Genomic DNA, 18,106 nt, shown 5'->3' with positions numbered 1-18,106 from the left:
GCACGGATCATCGTCGAGACGACGGGGCTGACCAAGGTGTACGGCGACGGCGACAAGGTTTATGCGCTCAACAACGTCGACCTGGTGGTGCGGGCCGGCGAGTTTGTAGCCATCGTCGGCCCGTCGGGCTCCGGCAAATCGACCCTGCTCAATATCATCGGCGCGCTCGACCGCCCCAGCAGCGGCATGGTGGCGATTAACGGCACAGCGCTGGCTAAAGTGCGCAACCTCGACCGCTTCCGCAACCAGACGATCGGTTTCGTGTTCCAGATGCACAACCTGATCCCGACGCTGACGGCGGAGGAGAATGTCGAGGCGCCGCTGTACGAGATGCCGCTGAGCGCGGGCAAACGGCGCGCACGCGCGCGGGAGATGCTGGCGCTGGTCGGGCTGGCGCACCGTATGCGCTTCCTGCCGAACCAGCTGTCGGGCGGCGAGCGCCAGCGCGTGGCGATCGCGCGCGCGCTGGCCAACCACCCGGCGATCGTGCTGGCCGACGAGCCAACCGGCAACCTCGATTCCAAGACGACCGAAGAGATTATGAAGCTCCTGAACGAGCTCAATCGCGCGCAAGGTACCACGCTGATCGCGGTCACGCACAACCACGAGGTTGCCAGCGCCACGCGGCGCATCATCACGCTGCGCGACGGCCGCATCCAGAGCGACACGGTGGTGACCGACGCTTTTGCGCGCGACCTGATCGACTTCAAGAGTTCGCCGCTGGGGCAGGCGATCATGTCCGGCGAGGAGTTGCCGCCCGGCTACCGCGACAGCGCGGCGGCCATGCGGCGCCTGCTGGAACAGGTCTAGCGCGGGTTTCAGAAACAACCGGCCCGGCGCGCGGCACGCCCTGACGATCAATCGAATCCAACACAAAAGCACCAAGCACATCTGCAAGGTTTTTTTCTTTGTGCCTTTGTGTTGATATCCCAGCAATTCTCATTTTGGCTTTGGACGGGTACTTTCCAATGCCGGCTTGCTATGAACTGGCCCTCCTGGTGCTTATCACGCAAGCTGGCTCGACAAGAAAGCGGCGTTGCCCTCCCCGTTAGCTTTTCCCCTTCTCCCCCGCGCGCGCGGGGGAGAAGGGGCCGGGGATGAGGGGGCAACCTGGTGGACAGACTCCAAATTGAGAATTGCTGTTGATATCCTGTGCACCGCGAAATGGTTGAGCGTGCCCGCTATGCCTGAAGGTTGCTGTAAGCCGTCCGGCCTGGCGCTGTAACGGGAGCCACGCGTGCCTACGGCGCCGGTATGACCTGATTGCGGCCGCGCTGCTTGCCGCGATAGAGCGCATTGTCGGCGGCAGTTATCATCTCGTCGGTGCTGTCGCCCTTCTGCGGCTGCCGGGTTGCCGTGCCCACGCTGATTGTGACGTAGCTGCTGATGACCGATGCCGGGTGCATGATCGCGAGCGACTCAATGCGGCGGCGCAGCCGCTCGCCGACGAAGTACGCGCCGCGATCGTCGGTGTCGGGCAGCACGACCGCGAACTCCTCGCCGCCGAAGCGACTGGCGAGGTCACCCGGGCGGTTGAGGCTGTCGGAGAGCGTGGTCGCGATGCGCCGCAGGCAGATATCGCCGGCCTGGTGGCCGTAATGGTCGTTGTACGCCTTGAACCAGTCCACATCGACGATCAGCAGAGAGATGGATGCGCGGTTGCGCACGGCGCGCCGCCACTCGACCTCCAGAAAATCCTCGAACGTGCGCCGGTTGGCAATCCCGGTCAGCGGGTCGAGCGTCGCGAGCAACTGCAGTTCGCGGTGAGCGGCTTCCAACTGGCGCGTCTTTTCCAGCAGTTCGCGCTCGCGCTGCTTGCGTTGCTCGCGCTCCGCGTGCAGGTTCAGCGCGGCGCGCGCACGCGCCAGAAATTCGTCCGGCCGGAGCGGACCGGCCAGGTAGTCGGTGACGCCGGCTTCGAACGCGTTCCGAAGAATCGCGGTGTCGTAATCGGTGTTGAGCACGATGATGGGGATATCGGCCAGGCGCGGTTCGCCTTTGATGCGCCGGCACACTTCCAGTTCATCGGTCCCCGGCGGCGTGAACTCGATCACGATCAGCGACACGTCCTCTGCCGGCGTTGCCTGGCCGGTAATGCCAAGCTCCTCCAGTCCGGCCTGCGGGCCGCCAACGAGCCGTACGCTGGAGTAACCGGCCTGCTCCAGCATAGTTTGCAGCGGCTCGCCGCTGCCCGGCTCGTCACAAATGATCAGAATGTTCATGGATAAGAAAACGCACCGATATGTCGATTGGTATTGTGCTATTCTACTTCAACATCGGCGCGGCAGGTATAAGACATCTGTCCCGCTCGTCATAACGTGCAATGCAATTGTTACAACGCTGTAATGTTTCGTTAACAAAATCACTCTTGAACTTTGGCGCCGATCGGCATATAGTGATACCAACGCGTTGGTCATTGCCCGTCCGGGCTGTGCACGTACTACGGGAGGCGTCTGACATACTTGGGTCTGGCAATCCACGTCACAGTCACCTGATACCCGATGCGAGGAGCATCCAATGATCCGTCCAACAATCATCCTGATGCTGGTTCTGTTGCTTGCTGCGTGCGGGCCGCTGGCGCCCGCGCCGACGGCGACCCCCGTGCCGCCAACCGCTACGCCGGTTCCGCCTACGGCGACGCCGGTGCCGCCGACCGCCACGTCGACTAACACGCCGACGGCCACCGCAACCAACACGCCGCTGCCGACGGCCACGCCGACGAGCACGTCCACGCCAACGCCGCTGCCGCCAACCGCCACGCCAGTGCCGCCCACGGCAACACGGGTACCGCCGACCAACACGCCGCGCCCGCCCACGGCGACGCCGACGTCGCCTCCGCCGGTGAACACGCCGGTCAACCCGTACTATATTCCGCCCGGCAAGAGCGGCCTGCTGGTTCGCAATTATACGGGGCGCCCGCTGAACTTCAATGTCAACGACAGGGAGTTCGTGGTTCCGGCTTCGCCCGGAACCGGTGTCCCCGGCGAGCAGTTCATCATCCTGAATCCGGGCAAGTACACCTACTCGGCCAACATCATCGCCGGTTCCACCTCCGGCGAGGTGACGCTGCAAGTCGATCGCGGCACCATCCTGGGCTTCCGCTAACAGTCGCTTGCCGGGCATGGTCAACGAATGCGGGGGCTGCGTCAACCTGACGTGCCCCCGCGTTTCCCGCTTCCACGCGATGTAGTATATCTATCCATGAAGGTCGACGCGCGTGCGCACCGGCATCTGCCGGTGCTCGCGCAGCAAGTCGACTGGGCGACGAGTGCTGTCTCGACAGGTAACGTACCCCAAAGTGACGCGGCGTTGATCGGCACAACGGCTTTGCATTCTTGAAATAGTATGATATATTCAAGGCGTAGCCAGCCGAGACCATTCGTATGAGTCAGGACGACTTCTCTTTCGAGTGGAACGTTGCCAAGGCGCGGGCCAATGTGCGGAAGCACGGCGTCAGCTTTGAAGAAGCGGCAACCGTGTTTGACGATCCGACGGCCTACACACAGGCGGATGAGCGCCACTCCGACGACGAGCCGCGGGAATGGCTCATCGGCTATTCATACGACAATCGCCTGCTGGTGATTGCATTTGTCGAGCGTGCCGCGCATCGAATTCGCATCATCAGCGCACGGCGCGCCACGCAAACGGAGCGAAGCATCTATGAGGAACGTTTCCACCCGTAAGCGCGCCCCAAACCGGGCGCGAGCGACGGCCAAGTTGGACGCATACGAACTGCCGCTGGAAATTCCCCTCGACCCCGCCAAGATGAAGCCCAACCGCTTTGCGGGGCGGGTCAAGGTGCCACACGGCGGCAAGCGCGCGGGCGCAGGGCGTAAGCCCGCCGTTGAGACGGTTGAGCGGCACACGGTCACGCTATTCAAATCGCAAGCCGACTACCTGCGCACGCTCGACGCTAACTTATCGAAGGCGATCCGCGCACTGGTTGAGCGCAGCCGCTAGCGGCCACCGTCTCCAAGCGCCTCGCTTTGACGAAAGTTCTGCGTGACCCGGACTGCATGTATCCCATCCGCCTGATGGGTTGAAGTGCTGACCGTCCCCATCAGTGATGATCGACGCGCGGCCGCACCGGTATCTGACGGAACTCGCGCAGCAGCTCGACCATGCGGTTGCACGTCTCGTCGTACATGATGCGCCCGAACTCGGCGGTCGCTACGGTTGGGTCGCCGGCGATGCCGCTCTGTGAGAAGCGGCTCCACCAGTCCATCCATGCATAGGCGGCCGGCTCCGGCTGGTCACCCCAGTTGAAGTATTTGGTCGCCAGTTGGCCCGTCTCGCGGACCGCCTTGTCCATCTGCACGAGCTCGGGTCGCAGGTGGAGCATCATCGCCGTCTCGTACTCGCAGGCGTGGCCGATGCCGCCGGGGGCGCTGGCGCGGTGCTGCGCCAGCAGGTCGCGCACGAGCGCGTCGTTGACGGCGGCGTTGCCGGCCATCGCGCCGACGATGGCGCCGGTCGCCAGCACGGCCTTGCGCGTGGCCAGTTCGCAGACGCTGGCGTTGCTGCCGTGCCCGTTGACGATCATGATGTGCTTGAAGCCGTGGCGGGCGAGGCTGATCGCGCACTGCGCCAGGTAGGCCAGCAGCAGTTCCATGTCCACGCTGACCGTGCCGGGGAAGTCCATGTGGTGCTCGTCGAGCCCGACCGGCACGACCGGCAGCGAGAGCACGTCGCCGCCTGAGCGCCGCGCCGTCTCGAAGCAGACCGCTTCGACGATGACGTTGTCGGTGTTCAGCGGCAGGTGCGGGCCGTGGTCTTCGATGGCGCCGACCGGCACCAAAACGACCACGTCGCGCGCGACCGCCTCTTTGACTTCCGGCCAGGTGAGATCATCATAACGGTGAGTGAACGCCATAGCCACCTCGCATGGTAGGGATTGCGCCGATTATAGGACGGGACGCCGGCTGGCACAAGGCCGCGCAGAGCAAGCCATCACACCACAAAGACACAGAGACACAGAGAAAACCATTTTGGTGCTCTGTGCCTCTGTGACTCTGTGGTGGATTCGTCTTCTGACTCGTCGTCCCGCGATATGGGCGACTCCGCGCTATAATGAGCGTGGACGCTTTCGTTACGATGCCGCGCCGCTCAGCCAGGAGTCCCATCGTGAACACCGTAGACGCTTTCACCGCCGTCGGTCAGTGGCTGGCACGGCCGTTCGGTTTCGCGCTCTACCGCTTCGTCAACGGCCGCATCGGCCGCTGCCGGTTCGACGTGCGCGGCGGCGAGCACCTGCGCGCCTGCGGCGGCGCGGCGTTCATTCTCGCGGCCAACCACGTGCAGGTGCCGAACACCGGCGCGGCGCGCTGCGGCCCCAGCCCCGACACATTCATCCTCGAGCGGCTGGTGCGCGAGACGACCGGGCAGACGATGCGCACGACGCCGCTCAACCGCATCGACGACAACACCGACATGGCCTGGCTGCGTTCGCCGTTCGCGCGCGACGTGATCGACGGCACGCGCAAAGGGCTGGTGCTCGGGCTGGGCCACGTCCCGTTCCAGCACGGCGATCCGGCCAGCGTGCGCGCCATCTTCCGCGCCATTGAGCACGACATTATCCCCGGCAAGCGGTTCCTGCTGATCTACCCGCAGGGCCATTGGGCGCCCGACCTGCTGCCCGACGAGCCGCTGCAGGACGGCGCGGCGTTCCTGGCGATCCAGTTCCAGTTGCCGATCCTGCCCGCGTTCCTGCGCGGCTGCGACACGTGGGAGCTTCCGGCACGGCGCGAGCCGGTCGTCGTGGCGTTCGGCCCGCCGCTGATACCGCCGCCGAAGAACAAGCGCACGCTGCATGGCGACACGGCGACGCTGATGGCGGCGCTGCGGGCAAGCTTGATGGAATCAAGGGCGAGCATGGCGACGTAGGCCGTGCGGCCGGCGTGCCAATGGCTGCTGCGGTGCCACACGACCGGCAAATCGAAGGAGAGTTGATGCCTGCGTCCATTACGCGTTGGTTTGAAACGGAAGATCTGCTGCTCACCGCCTGGCTCATCGTGGTCGAGCCGCTGGCGAACCGGCTACTTGGCGGCGCATTGCACAGCACAAGCGCCGGCGCGCCGCTGCTTTCCCGCCTGTTCGTTGCGGCGTTTTACCTCGTGGCCGGGCTCGGCGCGGTCGCCTGCCTGCTCACACGGTCGCGCAGCGCGCCGCCTCCGGAACCGACCGCGGGCGGCGACCCGGATGTCAGCACGCCGTCGGGTTACGCGCGCCTGCCGATGATCGTTGTGCTCGGCCTGCTGTTCGACTCGGCCGGCAGAGCGCTCCAGTTGCCATTCGGTGATTGGTTGTTTGCGGGGTCGATGCTGGCATGGGGCGTGTCGTTCTTCCTGCAGGCGAAGTTACCGCCCGCGCCGGACCTGCTGCGGCGGGTGCTGATGACCCCGGCCATCATCGCCATGTCGACCGAATTCACGGGCGCCATGAACGGCGGGCTGGACGGCTTTAACCTCGGCAGCGTGCTGGCGGCCTACGGCACGCCGGAATGGTCGATGGTCTCGTTCGTGGCGTGCATGGGTTCTGCTGCCGTGCTCGTCATGTACGTTATGTTCGTATTTGCGCCGCGGCAGATCGCCGGCTCGGGCGGCTCGTGGCGGCACTGGGCGTTGCGCTTCTTGCTGTACGTTGTGGGCGTATTGCTTAACATCGGGCCGCTGAAGGTCGTAGGATAAGCCAGGGTGCAAAACTGCTTGACACGCCCCGCCAGCCTTGTACAATAGAGCCATGTCTGCCGAATCGCAGAGCAAGCGCGTCATCCTGCTCTCCTCGAGTCTGTCGTACCGCGCCGAGCCGTTTCGCGCAGCCGCCGAACGACTGGGCCTGCGCGTCACGCTGGGCCTCGACATGCCGGACCCGCTGGCCGAGTACTGGAGCCCGACGCTGCCGGTTGATTTCAAGCTGCCGCAACCGGCTGCACAGCGCATCTTCGAGCAGGCGCGCGCAGACCCGATTGCCGCAATTATCCCGGTGGACGACGGCGCGACCATCATCGCCGCGCTGGCGAGCGAGATGCTCGACCTGTCGTATAACTCACCCGAGGCGGCGTACAACGCGCGCAACAAATACGCCATGCGCCAGGCGCTGACGCGCGCCGGTGTGCCCTCGCCGCACAGCACACTGGTCAGCGTGGACGACGACCCGCACGCATTGGCGGCGCAGGTGCGCTTCCCGTGTGTCGTCAAGCCGACGATGCTCTCCGGCAGCCAGGGCGTCATCCGCGCCGACAACGCCGAGGAGTTTGTGCGTGCTTTCCAGCGCGCGGGGCGCATCGCGCGCAACAGCGGCGGCGCGAACGACGAGAACGCCGACCGCGAGTACCTGCTGATCGAAGAGTATATCCCCGGCTTTGAAGTCGCGTTGGAGGGGATTCTACTGCACGGGCAGATGACCGTGCTTTCGCTATTCGACAAGCCCGATCCGCTGGACGGCCCGTACTTTGAGGAGACGATCTACGTCACGCCGTCGCGCTTGCCGGCAGCGACACAGGACGCCATTGCGGACTGCGCCGCGCAGGCGTGCCGCGCCATCGGGTTGCGCGAGGGGCCGGTGCACGCCGAACTGCGCGTCAACGAGCGCGGGCCGTGGGTGGTGGAGGTGGCCGGCCGATCAATCGGCGGCCTATGAGCGAAGACGCTGCGCTTCGGTTCGAAGCGCACCACGCTCGAGGAACTGATCTTGCGCCGTGCGCTCGGCATGGATATCGAGTCGTTTCAGCGCGAGCAGACGCCCGGCGGTGTCATGATGATCCCGATTCCGGGCGCGGGCATCCTGAAGAAAGTGGAGGGGCTGGCGGAGGCGCAGGCAGTGCCCGGCATCGAGCAGATCGACATCACGATCCCGCTCGATAACCGGGTGACGCCGCTGCCGGAAGGCAACGCCTATCTCGGCTTCATCTTTGCGCGTGCGGAGACGATCGCCGCCGTCGAAGCTGCCCTGCGCGAGGCGCACCGGCGGCTGTCGTTTACGATTGTGCCGGACTTTTTCCTGCGCGCGCCGTAGGCGGCGCGGGCGTTCAATTGAACGCCCCCTACTTCTTGCGTGGCGCGGGGCCGCCGCCTTTGGTCGGTGTAGCGCCTTCGGGCGACCAGCCTTCCGGCATCTGCACCGCGTCTTCAAAAAGGAACTTTTCCATCTGCTGGCGCAAGAACTTCTGCGCCTCCGGATCGAGCATGTTCAACCCGTAGTGGTTGATCAGCAGGGTCGATTGCTGCTTCCACATCTCCCACGCCTGCTGTGAGATGTTCTCATAGATACGTTTGCCCATTTCGCCGGGAATCGGCGGGCGCTCCAACCCGGGCAGTTCCACGCCGAGTTTCGCGCACTTCACCATGCGAGCCATAGCCTGTCAGTCTCCCCATCCATGATCAAAGGTCGCCACAATGCCGCCGCGGCGCGGCAGTCAGCATAACAGCACCACGAACGGATGTCAATTGGCGCTCAACGTCCTGTACTTTGGCATGCTGGGGCCGCTGTCGTCCATCCCGCTAGCGCGCCTGATTGAAGCGGGCGTGCCGGTGCGCGCCGTCGTGCTGCCGGACGAAGACGCCGCCGCGCCGGCGATGGTCATCGCACCGCCGCCGGCCATGCCGCGCGCCGCCATCGTGCTGCAACCGGCGCAGCCGGATATCGCCCGCCTCGCGCACCAGGCGCGCATCCCGCTGGTGCAGGCCGGCGACCTACGGCATGCACACACGCTGCGCCTGCTGGGCAGCTACACGGCCGACGTCGCGCTGGTCTCCTGCTTCGCGCGCCTTATCCCGCGCGCGCTGCGCGACTTGCCCCGGCACGGCTTCCTCAACCTGCATCCCTCCCTGCTGCCGCGCCTCCGCGGCCCGGCGCCACTCTTCTGGGTCTTTCGCGAGGGGGCCGGCGCGGGCGTGGCCGTGCATGCGATGAGCGGGCGGCTCGATGCCGGCGATATTGTGGCGCAGTTGCCGCTGGATTTCCCGGACGGCGCGACGTACGCCGAGGCCGAGCGTATTTGCGCGCAGCACGGCGTGCAACTGATGCTCGATCTACTGGCGGCGCTTGCACGCGGCGCGTTGGCGCGCCAACCGCAGGATGAGCTGCAGGCAACGTACCGTCCCGCGCCTGGCCCGGCCGATTTCGTCGCGCCGCCGGACTGGCCGGCGCGCCACGCGTTCAACTTCATGCGCGGCGTCGAGGGCTTCGGCCATGCGCGCGCCATGGTAGACCACATGGAACGCACTGTATTGCATGCGATCGAATGGCGGCCGGATGCGGCGGCCGGCCCGGAACCTGGCGACACGCGCTGGCTGCGGTTCGCGGACGGCGCGGTGCGCGCACAACTGGCGCCCGTCGGCTGAGGCGCGGCACGGGATACTCATATGAACGACACAAACGATACGGTTGGTCGCTACACGCTCACGACGAAGCTGGGGCAGGGCGGTCTGGCCGAGGTGTACCGCGCGCACGATCCGCAGCTCGATCGCGACGTGGCGGTCAAGCGGGTGAACCCGCCACTGGCCGGCGATCCCGACTTCGCCGCGCGCTTCGCGCGCCAGGCCGCCGCGGTCGCGCGCCTGCGCCATCCGAACATCGTGCAGGTGCACGATGTCGGCGTCAGCGACGGCCGGCCGTACATGGTCATGGAGCTGGCCGCCGGCCCCACGCTCAAGGACCGGCTCAAGGCCCTGCACGATGCCGGCGGCGTAATGCTGCCCATCGAGATCATCCGCGTCGGCACGGCCGTCGCCGATGCGCTCGACTACGCGCACGCGCAGGGTGTCGTGCACGGCGACATCAAGCCGTCCAACATTTTGTTTACGCCGCAGGGCGAGCCGCTGCTGGCCGACTTCGGGCTGGCGGCGCCGGGCACGACGCCGGCCTACAGCGCGCCGGACCCGGATCAACCGACTGCCGCCGCCGACCGCTATGCGCTGGCTATCGTGCTGTACGAGATGCTGGCCGGGCGGCCGCCGTTTACCGGCGACTCGCCGGATGAGGTACGGGCCAGCCACCAGACCGAGCCGCCGCCCTCGCCGCTCGCTTTCCGTCCCGAACTGCCGCCGGCGGTCGCCGAGATATGCGCGAAGGCATTGGCCAAAGCGCCCGCGGAGCGCTTCCCGTCCGCGAAGGCGCTGCTTGCTGCGCTGCAAAGCGCGCTGTTGCCCGCCCCACTGCCGACGCCTGGTTCGGCTGCGCCGGCCGAAATCCGTAAGCCGGCGGCCGGGCATGTGCCCATCGCCATCGAGGCGCTCGGCTCGGCGGCGGCGGTGCTGGCGCCGTTGATCGGCCGTGAGCGCCTACCGCTCAACACCAGCGCCGAGAACCGCCGCACCATTGCCGCATCGCTGATGGCGATTCTGGGCGTCTTCCTGGCCGCGCTGCAATTCATCGCCAGCGCATTCGATCTCGTCTCGCGCACGTTCGCGCCGCTGTTCCAACTGCTCCCGCTGGCAATCATCACCGCGCTGGCGCTCGGCGGGCTGGCCACGTTCAACCTGCGGCGCCGCTCGACGACGCCGCGTCGCCGCCGGCAGTCGGCGCTGCTGCTCGGTCTCGTGGTCACGGGCGCGCTCGGCTGGGGCGGCTGGCAACTGTATGACCGCACGCGGCCGCCGGCCGGGCCGATCGTCGTCGTTGCCGATTTTGCGCCCTGCAAAGGCTGCGCCGAGATCGATTTCGGCAAACGCATCTTCGAGCGCGTCAAGACCGAGACCGACCGGCTGAAACTGCCGAACCTCGAAGTGCGCCACGTGCTGGAAACCTACACCGACATCAACACCGCCCGCGCGCGCGGCGCTGACTACAAGGCGACGCTCGTCATCTGGGGCACCTACGACAGCGCGGGCATCATGCCGCGCATCGAGGTCTTGCGCGGGCCGGACCTGTCGCTCGCCAGCGGCATTCTGCCGGGCGGCAGCCCGCAGCAGGTGCCGGGCGCATTGCCCGCGCGCATGTTGCGGCCGGATGAGCTCTCGACGACCGATTTTCACCTGCAGGGCGGCGACCGCGAGACGGCGTTCCTCACGCTCGTCGCGCTTGGACTGATCCGGTTCGCGGAGGAAGATTTCGCGACGGCGTTGAGCGTGTACGATGCGGCGCTGCTCACGATCGGCGACGACCCCGCGCGGCCCGCGCCCAATGCCGAGATCGCCTACTTCTATAAGGCGCTGGCGCAGTACGCCAGCGGCGAGCAGTGGACCGACATCACGGCCAACCTGAACCGCGCGGCGGCGCTCAAGCCGAACTGGTCGGAGCCGCACTACATGCTGGCGCTGGCGTCGCTCTGGAGCTGCAAGCCCGACGGCTCGAACGCGCTGGATGTCGCGCTGGCCGAAAGCGAAGCGGCCGTGCGCCTGCGCGCCGACGCGGACAACCTGTGGATACGCGGCGCGGCGCTGGCGCAGTTGCATCGCTGGGCCGACGCGGCCAAGTCCTACGAGCAATCACTCAAGCTGCGCGATGACTCCGGCGTGCGCAGCGATCTGGCGACTGCCTTTCGCAAGCTCGGCCGCGATGCCGAGGCGGACGCGCTGTTGAGCCGCACCGCGCCCCCGGCCGCGACCACGCTCGACGAGATTGACACGCTGCGCGAGAAGGCCGGCGCGTTGTACGTGCAGGGCGACTATGCCGCAGCCGCCGCCGGCTATCAGCAGGCGATCACGCGCGCCGTGGCGCTGAATGCGCCGCCGCTGCGTCTCGCCGGGCTGTATATAAACCTCGCCAGCACGCAGAGCGCGCTGGGACAGTACGACGCGGCGATTGCCAGCTACCGGCAGGCGGAAACGCTGTGGGGCAAGAACTGGCTCGGCTATTACGGTCTGGCGTATGCCTACAACGGCGCGGGCCGCACCGATGACGCGATTGCGGCGTACCGCAAAGTGCTCGAGAACATCCCGTGCGACGCCACGGCGCGCAACGCGCTGGCGCAGCTTTACCTGACGCAAGGCCAGACCGCCGCCGCGCTGGAGCAGTATCGCCGGGCGGCCGCGATCGACCCGTCCGACGGCATGGTGCTGGTCAGTATCGCAGGCGTGCTGGAGATGCAGGGGCAGAGCGCAGAGGCGCTGACGGCCATGCGCCAGGCGGTGCCGCTGCTGGAGGAGCAGGCGCGGCAGGAGCCGGCCAACACGCGCCTCGTGTTCATTCTCGGGCTGACCAGTTACCGCCTGCACGACTATACCGCCGCGCTGGCAGCGATGCAGAAGTATACTGCGCTGGCGCCAAGCGACGCGTCGGGGCACGAGTGGGTGGCGCGCACATTCGAATCGCTGAACCGCCATGCCGATGCGGTGCCGGAATGGCAGAAGGCGGCGGCGGGCTACCAGCAACTGCTGTCCAAAGACCCGAAGGATCGCAAGGCACTGCAGGGCCTGGCCGCGGCGCAGGACATGCTGCAGAATTACGCCGAGTCGGTAAAGGCGTGGGAGGCGCTGGTCAAGCTCGACCCCACTGACGCGCAGTCGCACACGCAACTGGCGTTCGCGTATGCCAACTTGAGCCGCACCGCCGAGGCGCTGGCCGAGTTTCGCGCGGCCGTCGCCGCCGCACCGGGGCAGGCGTACTACCAGACGAACCTGGCGCTGGCGCTCGTAACACTCGGTCAGAATGACGAGGCGATCACCGTCGCGCGCGCGGCGTTGCAGGCCGACAGCAGCCAGTTGCTGGCGCACTACGCGCTGGCGCTGGCCTACCGTGCGAAGGGCGATGCTGTGTCGGCCGTCGCCGAGTATCGCATTCTCGCGCAGAGCCCGGCGTCGAACCCGGCGCTGCGCGCAGCGGCGGAGCAGGCGCTCAAGGAGATGGGGCAGTAGTGCGCCGCGTGTAACCTCGCGCCGCGCCGGCGCATCTAACATATAGAGCGACGGGCGCGCCTCCGGTCTGGGACCGTCCGGCCGCCGGGGCCGCGCACTATCTTCCCTCCTGGAGTATCTGGCCGTATGAACGTCCTGACCTCGTTGCGAACCCTCGTCTCGGCCGCCCTTTTGGGGCTTTTCGCCGTTCTCGTGCTTTCGGCCTGCGATGCGAACACATTCACATACGTCGCGCCGACGCCGACGCCGGCCCGCTCGCGGCCGCCCGACCTGTCGTGGAACGGTTCGGTCGGCGCGCTCTTCTTCAACAAGTGCAAGTCGTGCCACGGCGGCGTGGCCGGCATGTTCCTAACGTCGTACAAGGACGCGATGAAGGGCAGCATGCGCGGCCCGGTGATCGTCCCCGGCGACCCGGTCAACAGCAAGCTCGTCATCAAGCAGTCGACCGGCAGCCACCCGGGGCAGTTGAGCGACGATCAACTGGCGCGTGTCAAGGCGTGGATCGCCTGGGGTGCGCCGGAGAACTGAGGCTTGTGAAACCCGCCGGCTTTGACGAACCGACATGGGCACATCTCGGTTTGAGCAGCGTTGAAGTCGATACCACCGCTTGTCGGGTTTGTCATACGATTTCATCAAGACGCGCGTATAATGACGGATGAAAAGAACTCTCTGCCACTGACTTGATACATGTCAGCATTACAAATTCACGGGGACGCTATCAAATCAAAACAGTATTAGGAGAGCGATTATGCCGCTTTATAGTCTTGACGACAAAGAGCAAAGGGCCATCGGGCAACGGGACCACTGGGATCTATTTCGTATCTTCCAAGGCTCACCATTTCATTTGGCCATCGTCCGGGAACTAGAGCCCTATCTGAGTGGTGAAAAGATTTACTCGGTGGAGGCAGGAAGTAGCATACTGGCAAAGCTCGAAACCGAAGTGCCCCACGTGGTGGAAGCCTATCCCCACGATGTAAGAGGTGGCTTGTTTGGAATGACCCTCTGGAATCTGTTGGCGCAACGTCAAGAGGACTGGTACTTTTCTGGTATGACAAATGCTTTGGATGAACCATGGGGCTACGCCTACTTCCGTAGAGGTAGATAGCTTGTCTCCATGACAACTTACACACTAGTGCGTTTAGGGGTTTTCTTTTTCGCCGCTTTGGCCTGCCGCGCCAGGTCGGCCTGCCGTTCGCGCTCCAGCGCGAGCACCCGGCGGCGTTCCTTCTCCTCGACGTAGTACGTGTAGTTGCCGAGGTACTCCGTGAGCGCGCCGTCGGCCAGTTCGACCACCCGCCCGACGATCCGGTCGAGGAAGTAGCGGTCGTGGCTGATAATCAGCACCGTGCCGCCGTAGTCGTCGAGCGCGTCTTCCAGCACCTCGGCCGACGGGATATCGAGGTTGTTGGTCGGCTCGTCGAGCACCAGGAAGTTGGCGTTGCCCATCATCAGCTTCAGCATCTGCAGGCGCGCCTTCTCGCCGCCCGACAGGCTGCCGACCTTCTGGTTCCAGCGTTCCGCGCCGAACAGGAAGCGCCCCAGGATGCCGGCCGCCTCGCGCTCGCTCATCGGCTTCAGCTTGCGCACCTCGTCCATGAGCGTCGCGTTGTAGTCGAGCGTCTGGTGCTCCTGCGCGTAGTAGCCGGTGACGTTGCTGGGCCCCAGCTTAATCTCGCCGCTGGTCTGCGCCTCCTGCCCTAGCACCGCGCGGAAGAAGACCGACTTGCCCGCGCCGTTCGGCCCCACCAACCCGACGCGCTCGCCCTGCCAGATCAGCAGGTTCACGTCGCGCAGCACCTCGGCGCCGTCGAACGACTTGGCGAGGTGCTTGACCTCCAGCACCTTGTTGCTGCCGCGCCCGGCCGCGTTGAACGCCAGCCCCATCGTGCGGCGCTCGAGTATCGGCTTGTCGATTCGCTCGATGCGGTCGATGCGCTTCTCGATGTTGCGCGCGCGGCGCACGAACTTCTCGCTCTGCCCCTTATTCCAGCCCATCAGCCGCCGCATCGACATCTCCAGGCGGTTGATCTCCTTCTGCTGGATCTCAAACATCTGCTGCTGGCGCATCAGCGTGGCGCGTTTGGTGTATGCGTATTCGGAGTAGTTGCAGTTGGCCCAGAAGGTGATGTGATGGTCTTCGACCTCGGCGATGTCCTCGACGACGACGTCAAGCAGGTAGCGGTCGTGACTGATGATGACGACCGCGCCGGGGTAGTCGGCGATGAACTGTTCGAGGAACTGCTTGCCGGCCAGGTCGAGGTGGTTGTCCGGCTCGTCGAGCAGCAACAGGTCCGGCTGGGAGACGAGCAGTTTGGCCAGCCCGACCAGCTTCTTCTGCCCGCCGCTCAACGCGGCGCACGAGAGCGCGAAGTCGGCGTCGCTGAAGCCAAGCCCGCGCAGGTTGGCGGTGACACGGTTCTCGTGCGTCAGCCCGCCCTTGTGCTCAAACTCGTCGACCAGCGCGGCGTGCTGCTCCAGCACGCGCGCGAGCTTCTTCTCGTCGCCGTGAACCGCCGGATCGTCCATCTGCACTTCGAGTGTCCGCATCTCGTGCTCGATGCGCTGCAACTCGACCCCCGCGCCGCTGCGCACTTCCTCGATGATCGTGTAGCGCGGGTCGGGGCGCGGCTCCTGCTCCATGTAGCCGATCGTCAGACCGCGCTTCTTCGAGATGAAGCCGCCCTCGGGCTCGTACTCGCCGGCGATGATCTTGAACAGCGTCGATTTGCCCGCGCCGTTCGGGCCGACCAGGCCGATGCGCGCGTAGGTCTGGATGTCGAGCGACACCTTGTCGAGCACGACCGATGCGCCCCAGTATTTCGATACGCCGTCCAGTGTGTAGATAATCATGCAGTCCAATGTCCCGCGACATTATCAGCGGAGGCCGCAGGTTTGTCAAAACAGTTCCCGACAAGGGTATACCGCTAAACTGTCGGTATCCATTCCATTCGCAGACTCGAAGGGTTTACGGCATGATCGCCTGGCGCGAATAGTGCCGGGTCCAAACCCTTCGGGTCTGATCCCCCGACACTTTTGCGGTATACGCCCCGACAAAGACCTCGCGGGCCTTCAAGACCCGCGAAGTCTGGGTCACGCCGGGTAGTTGCCAAAGTTCGCGTGCGCGATGCGCCAGCCGTCCGGCGCGGCGACGTACACCAGCGTCACCGGTCCGCGCTGGACGCGCTCGGACCCCGCGCGCTGGAAGCACCATATCGCCGTGACGACGGCGCTGCCGGCGAACGCATCGTGCTGGGCGTCTTCCAGCCAGAGACGGTTGCCGCTCGTCTTGCCGCCCGGCACGAAGCCGAACCCGGCATGGTGCTTCAACAGCGCGTCATGGCCGCGCACGATGCCCGGCTTCTCCGACGAGAAGTAAGTCGCGTGCTCGTCGGTCAGGAACAGGCGGTCCATCTGCGTCAGGTCGTACGTGTTCCAGAACGTCACCCATTCGTCAATCAGGCGCGGATCGAAAGCGGTCATGAGCAAGCCTCCTTGCGGGGTTAGCGCGCGACCCGGTCGGGGTACGCGAAGACGGTGAAGATCAGCTTGTGTTTGGGTGTGACGGCGCTGACCGCCCAGCAGCCGCCGAGCGGGATGGTCAGCGTCGAGGGGTAATACGGCGGACGGGGGGCCAGGAACGCGACCGTCGCGATGCGCGTCTTCTCGCTCTCTACCATCGAGGATGTGACCTCGGGCTGGCCGTCGATGCTATACCAGGTGACGCTGTTTTCGCCCTTGTGCCAGGCGATGCTGTCCGTCAACCCGGCCAGGATGTTATCTTTGCCGATCCAGGCATTGGTGAGCTGCATGCGCTCGTCCGGCAGCGCGGACGGCGGCAGGCTGTTCGTCTGCGGGCACGCGCCGGGGATCGGGTAGAGCAGGCGCGGGTCGGGCGTCGGCGCACGCGTTTCGGGCGAATCTTGCCCCGAGAAGCCGCAGCCGGCGATGGACAGCAGGGCCAGCAACCATATTAGTCGCTTCAACATGCATAAAACCTCGATCGTCGAACTCTGGCTGTAAGTATAGGCCGATTCCGGCAAACGCCGAACTGCGCCGCGAAAATTGCGCCATCCATGGCATTGGTCTATAATCATTCAAGGGGAGGTGTGCATTCTAACCTCAAAAGGAGGTGGTGCGCGCCCGCAGATTCTTTCCGAACGCTCACGGCACGTCCGACTTACACTGAATACCGGAGGAGAAACCCCGATTATGCGCAATCGAATACTGTTGGCTGTCTCTGCGTTGTTGGCGCTGACCCTGCTGGTCGGCGCCTGTGGCCCCACACCCGCAGCCCCGGGCGGTACCGGCCTCAAGGTCGGCGTCGTCACCGACGTCGGCAAGGTCGACGACAAGTCGTTCAACCAGTCGGCGTGGGAAGGCGCGCAGTGCGGCGCTAAAGCGCTCAACGCTGGCGAGATCAAGTTCATCGAAACGACCGACTCGAAGGACTACGCCAAGAATATCGCCCAATTCGCCGACAACAAGTACGACGTGATCATTACGGTCGGCTACGCGCTCGGCGAAGCGACCTATGCCGCCGCCAAGAAATACCCGAACATCAAGTTCGTCGGCGTTGACCAGTTCCAGGCCAATGACAAGGACCACGCGGACGTTCCGCTGAAGAACCTCGCCGGGCTCATCTTCGATGAGGACAAGTCGGGCTACCTGGCGGGCGTGCTCGCCGCGTCTATGTCGAAATCCAACAAGATCGGCGCGGTGCTCGGCACCGACGCCGTCCCGCCGGTCTGGCGCTTCGGCGAAGGCTACCGGGCCGGCGCCAAAGCCACCAAGCCGGGCATTGACATCAGCGTCGTCTATCACAGCGATGTCGGCTTTGACAAGACGTTTGACGACCCCGAATGGGGCAAGATTACGGCCATCTCGATGATCGATAAGGGCGTGGATGTCATCTTCGGTGCGGGCGGCAAGACCGGCAATGGCGCGCTGGGCGGCACCGTCTCGAAGGGCAAATACGCGATCGGCGTGGACACCGACCAGTATCTGACCGTGCCCGAAGCCCAGAAGGGCTTGCTCTCGTCGGCGATGAAACTGATCGTGCCCGGCGTGTGCGATCTCGTGAAGGCCGCGCCCACGAGCAGTTGGAAGGGCGGCAACGTCGTCGGCCCGGTCGGCCTCGCGCCGTACCATGACCTCGACAGCCAGATTCCGGCCGACGTTAAGAAGAAGATCGAGGACACGGACAAAGGCTTGAAGGACGGCTCGATCAAGACCAACGTTCCTCCAGCCAAGCCGTAACAGTTTTCGCTCGCTCCAGACCTGACAGGCCCGCGCGCCGTGCACCACCGACGGAA

17 protein-coding genes and 1 pseudogene are annotated in these 18,106 nt (G+C 65.3%); 12 read left to right on the top strand and 6 right to left on the bottom strand.

Translation table 11 applies throughout. The features are described from left to right. Nucleotides 1–9 precede the first annotated feature (9 nt). Nucleotides 10–810 (top strand): ABC transporter ATP-binding protein, encoded by an 801-nt coding sequence (locus HZB53_05355; GenBank protein ID MBI5877059.1) that lies wholly within the window; start codon nucleotides 10–12, stop codon nucleotides 808–810. A 431-nt stretch (nucleotides 811–1,241) separates the two neighbouring features. On the opposite strand, the gene HZB53_05350 is transcribed toward HZB53_05355, so the two are convergent. Next, nucleotides 1,242–2,222: a diguanylate cyclase gene (locus HZB53_05350; GenBank protein MBI5877058.1), complete on the bottom strand. Its 981-nt coding sequence runs from the start codon at nucleotides 2,220–2,222 to the stop codon at nucleotides 1,242–1,244. Nucleotides 2,223–2,517: 295 nt separating this feature from the next. Between HZB53_05350 and HZB53_05345 the strand changes: the two genes are divergently transcribed. The 3 genes from HZB53_05345 (at nucleotide 2,518) to HZB53_05335 (ending at nucleotide 3,960) form a co-directional block, all read left to right on the top strand. Next, nucleotides 2,518–3,105 (top strand): hypothetical protein, encoded by a 588-nt coding sequence (locus HZB53_05345; GenBank protein MBI5877057.1) that lies wholly within the window; start codon nucleotides 2,518–2,520, stop codon nucleotides 3,103–3,105. A gap of 278 nt (nucleotides 3,106–3,383) precedes the next feature. Beyond that, complete coding sequence (locus tag HZB53_05340; protein MBI5877056.1) at nucleotides 3,384–3,683, top strand: BrnT family toxin; 300 nt, start codon at nucleotides 3,384–3,386, stop codon at nucleotides 3,681–3,683. Between the two features lie 82 nt (nucleotides 3,684–3,765). Beyond that, entirely contained in the window at nucleotides 3,766–3,960 is a 195-nt protein-coding gene (locus HZB53_05335; protein MBI5877055.1) for a hypothetical protein, read from the top strand. Between the two features lie 100 nt (nucleotides 3,961–4,060). Here HZB53_05335 and HZB53_05330 read toward each other — a convergent pair whose 3' ends face one another. Continuing rightward, nucleotides 4,061–4,873, bottom strand: a complete 813-nt coding sequence (locus HZB53_05330; protein ID MBI5877054.1) for a creatininase family protein — start codon at nucleotides 4,871–4,873, stop codon at nucleotides 4,061–4,063. Between the two features lie 251 nt (nucleotides 4,874–5,124). On the opposite strand from HZB53_05330, the gene HZB53_05325 reads away from it, so the two are divergent. The 3 genes and pseudogenes from HZB53_05325 to HZB53_05315 all read left to right on the top strand — a co-directional run bounded on the left by HZB53_05325 (nucleotide 5,125) and on the right by HZB53_05315 (nucleotide 8,013). After that, complete coding sequence (locus HZB53_05325) at nucleotides 5,125–5,883, top strand: hypothetical protein (GenBank protein MBI5877053.1); 759 nt, start codon at nucleotides 5,125–5,127, stop codon at nucleotides 5,881–5,883. 65 nt (nucleotides 5,884–5,948) lie between these two features. After that, complete coding sequence (locus tag HZB53_05320; protein ID MBI5877052.1) at nucleotides 5,949–6,686, top strand: hypothetical protein; 738 nt, start codon at nucleotides 5,949–5,951, stop codon at nucleotides 6,684–6,686. Nucleotides 6,687–6,738: 52 nt separating this feature from the next. Further along, nucleotides 6,739–8,013 (top strand): annotated as a pseudogene (locus HZB53_05315) (ATP-grasp domain-containing protein). Between the two features lie 28 nt (nucleotides 8,014–8,041). Here the strand turns inward: HZB53_05315 and HZB53_05310 are convergent. Continuing rightward, entirely contained in the window at nucleotides 8,042–8,353 is a 312-nt protein-coding gene (locus HZB53_05310; protein MBI5877051.1) for an oxidative damage protection protein, read from the bottom strand. A 91-nt stretch (nucleotides 8,354–8,444) separates the two neighbouring features. On the opposite strand from HZB53_05310, the gene HZB53_05305 reads away from it, so the two are divergent. From HZB53_05305 to HZB53_05290, 4 genes are all read left to right on the top strand, one after another. After that, entirely contained in the window at nucleotides 8,445–9,341 is an 897-nt protein-coding gene (locus HZB53_05305) for a hypothetical protein (protein ID MBI5877050.1), read from the top strand. A gap of 21 nt (nucleotides 9,342–9,362) precedes the next feature. Beyond that, nucleotides 9,363–12,794, top strand: a complete 3,432-nt coding sequence (locus tag HZB53_05300) for a tetratricopeptide repeat protein (protein MBI5877049.1) — start codon at nucleotides 9,363–9,365, stop codon at nucleotides 12,792–12,794. Between the two features lie 126 nt (nucleotides 12,795–12,920). Continuing rightward, nucleotides 12,921–13,322, top strand: a complete 402-nt coding sequence (locus tag HZB53_05295; GenBank protein ID MBI5877048.1) for a hypothetical protein — start codon at nucleotides 12,921–12,923, stop codon at nucleotides 13,320–13,322. Nucleotides 13,323–13,542: 220 nt separating this feature from the next. Continuing rightward, the gene (locus HZB53_05290) at nucleotides 13,543–13,899 is read left to right on the top strand and encodes a hypothetical protein (protein MBI5877047.1); all 357 of its coding nucleotides are present in this window, start codon (nucleotides 13,543–13,545) and stop codon (nucleotides 13,897–13,899) included. Between the two features lie 17 nt (nucleotides 13,900–13,916). Here the strand turns inward: HZB53_05290 and HZB53_05285 are convergent, their stop codons facing one another. The 3 genes from HZB53_05285 to HZB53_05275 all read right to left on the bottom strand — a co-directional run bounded on the left by HZB53_05285 (nucleotide 13,917) and on the right by HZB53_05275 (nucleotide 16,780). Beyond that, a complete protein-coding gene (locus tag HZB53_05285) occupies nucleotides 13,917–15,644 on the bottom strand; it encodes an ABC-F family ATP-binding cassette domain-containing protein (GenBank protein ID MBI5877046.1) in 1,728 nt (575 codons plus the stop codon). 240 nt (nucleotides 15,645–15,884) lie between these two features. Beyond that, on the bottom strand, nucleotides 15,885–16,274 hold the full coding sequence (locus HZB53_05280; protein MBI5877045.1) for a hypothetical protein: 390 nt from the start codon (nucleotides 16,272–16,274) through the stop codon (nucleotides 15,885–15,887). A 20-nt stretch (nucleotides 16,275–16,294) separates the two neighbouring features. Further along, nucleotides 16,295–16,780 (bottom strand): hypothetical protein, encoded by a 486-nt coding sequence (locus tag HZB53_05275; protein MBI5877044.1) that lies wholly within the window; start codon nucleotides 16,778–16,780, stop codon nucleotides 16,295–16,297. Between the two features lie 223 nt (nucleotides 16,781–17,003). Here HZB53_05275 and HZB53_05270 point away from each other — a divergent pair, with 223 nt between their 5' ends. Beyond that, nucleotides 17,004–18,050 (top strand): BMP family ABC transporter substrate-binding protein, encoded by a 1,047-nt coding sequence (locus HZB53_05270; protein MBI5877043.1) that lies wholly within the window; start codon nucleotides 17,004–17,006, stop codon nucleotides 18,048–18,050. The last annotated feature ends 56 nt before the right edge of the window (nucleotides 18,051–18,106 follow it).

The organism is Chloroflexota bacterium (assembly GCA_016235055.1).
Lineage (GTDB): Bacteria > Chloroflexota > Anaerolineae > JACRMK01 > JACRMK01 > JACRMK01.
This window is presented reverse-complemented; position numbering and strand designations above follow the sequence as displayed.

Coding starts and splice junctions, on each gene's coding strand:
- HZB53_05350 (MBI5877058.1), bottom strand. CDS start 2,222: ATGAACATTCTGATCATTTGTGACGAGCCGGGCAGCGGCGAGCCGCTG.
- HZB53_05345 (MBI5877057.1), top strand. CDS start 2,518: ATGATCCGTCCAACAATCATCCTGATGCTGGTTCTGTTGCTTGCTGCG.
- HZB53_05340 (MBI5877056.1), top strand. CDS start 3,384: ATGAGTCAGGACGACTTCTCTTTCGAGTGGAACGTTGCCAAGGCGCGG.
- HZB53_05335 (MBI5877055.1), top strand. CDS start 3,766: ATGAAGCCCAACCGCTTTGCGGGGCGGGTCAAGGTGCCACACGGCGGC.
- HZB53_05330 (MBI5877054.1), bottom strand. CDS start 4,873: ATGGCGTTCACTCACCGTTATGATGATCTCACCTGGCCGGAAGTCAAA.
- HZB53_05320 (MBI5877052.1), top strand. CDS start 5,949: ATGCCTGCGTCCATTACGCGTTGGTTTGAAACGGAAGATCTGCTGCTC.
- HZB53_05310 (MBI5877051.1), bottom strand. CDS start 8,353: ATGGCTCGCATGGTGAAGTGCGCGAAACTCGGCGTGGAACTGCCCGGG.
- HZB53_05300 (MBI5877049.1), top strand. CDS start 9,363: ATGAACGACACAAACGATACGGTTGGTCGCTACACGCTCACGACGAAG.
- HZB53_05295 (MBI5877048.1), top strand. CDS start 12,921: ATGAACGTCCTGACCTCGTTGCGAACCCTCGTCTCGGCCGCCCTTTTG.
- HZB53_05290 (MBI5877047.1), top strand. CDS start 13,543: ATGCCGCTTTATAGTCTTGACGACAAAGAGCAAAGGGCCATCGGGCAA.
- HZB53_05285 (MBI5877046.1), bottom strand. CDS start 15,644: ATGATTATCTACACACTGGACGGCGTATCGAAATACTGGGGCGCATCG.
- HZB53_05280 (MBI5877045.1), bottom strand. CDS start 16,274: ATGACCGCTTTCGATCCGCGCCTGATTGACGAATGGGTGACGTTCTGG.
- HZB53_05275 (MBI5877044.1), bottom strand. CDS start 16,780: ATGTTGAAGCGACTAATATGGTTGCTGGCCCTGCTGTCCATCGCCGGC.
- HZB53_05270 (MBI5877043.1), top strand. CDS start 17,004: ATGCGCAATCGAATACTGTTGGCTGTCTCTGCGTTGTTGGCGCTGACC.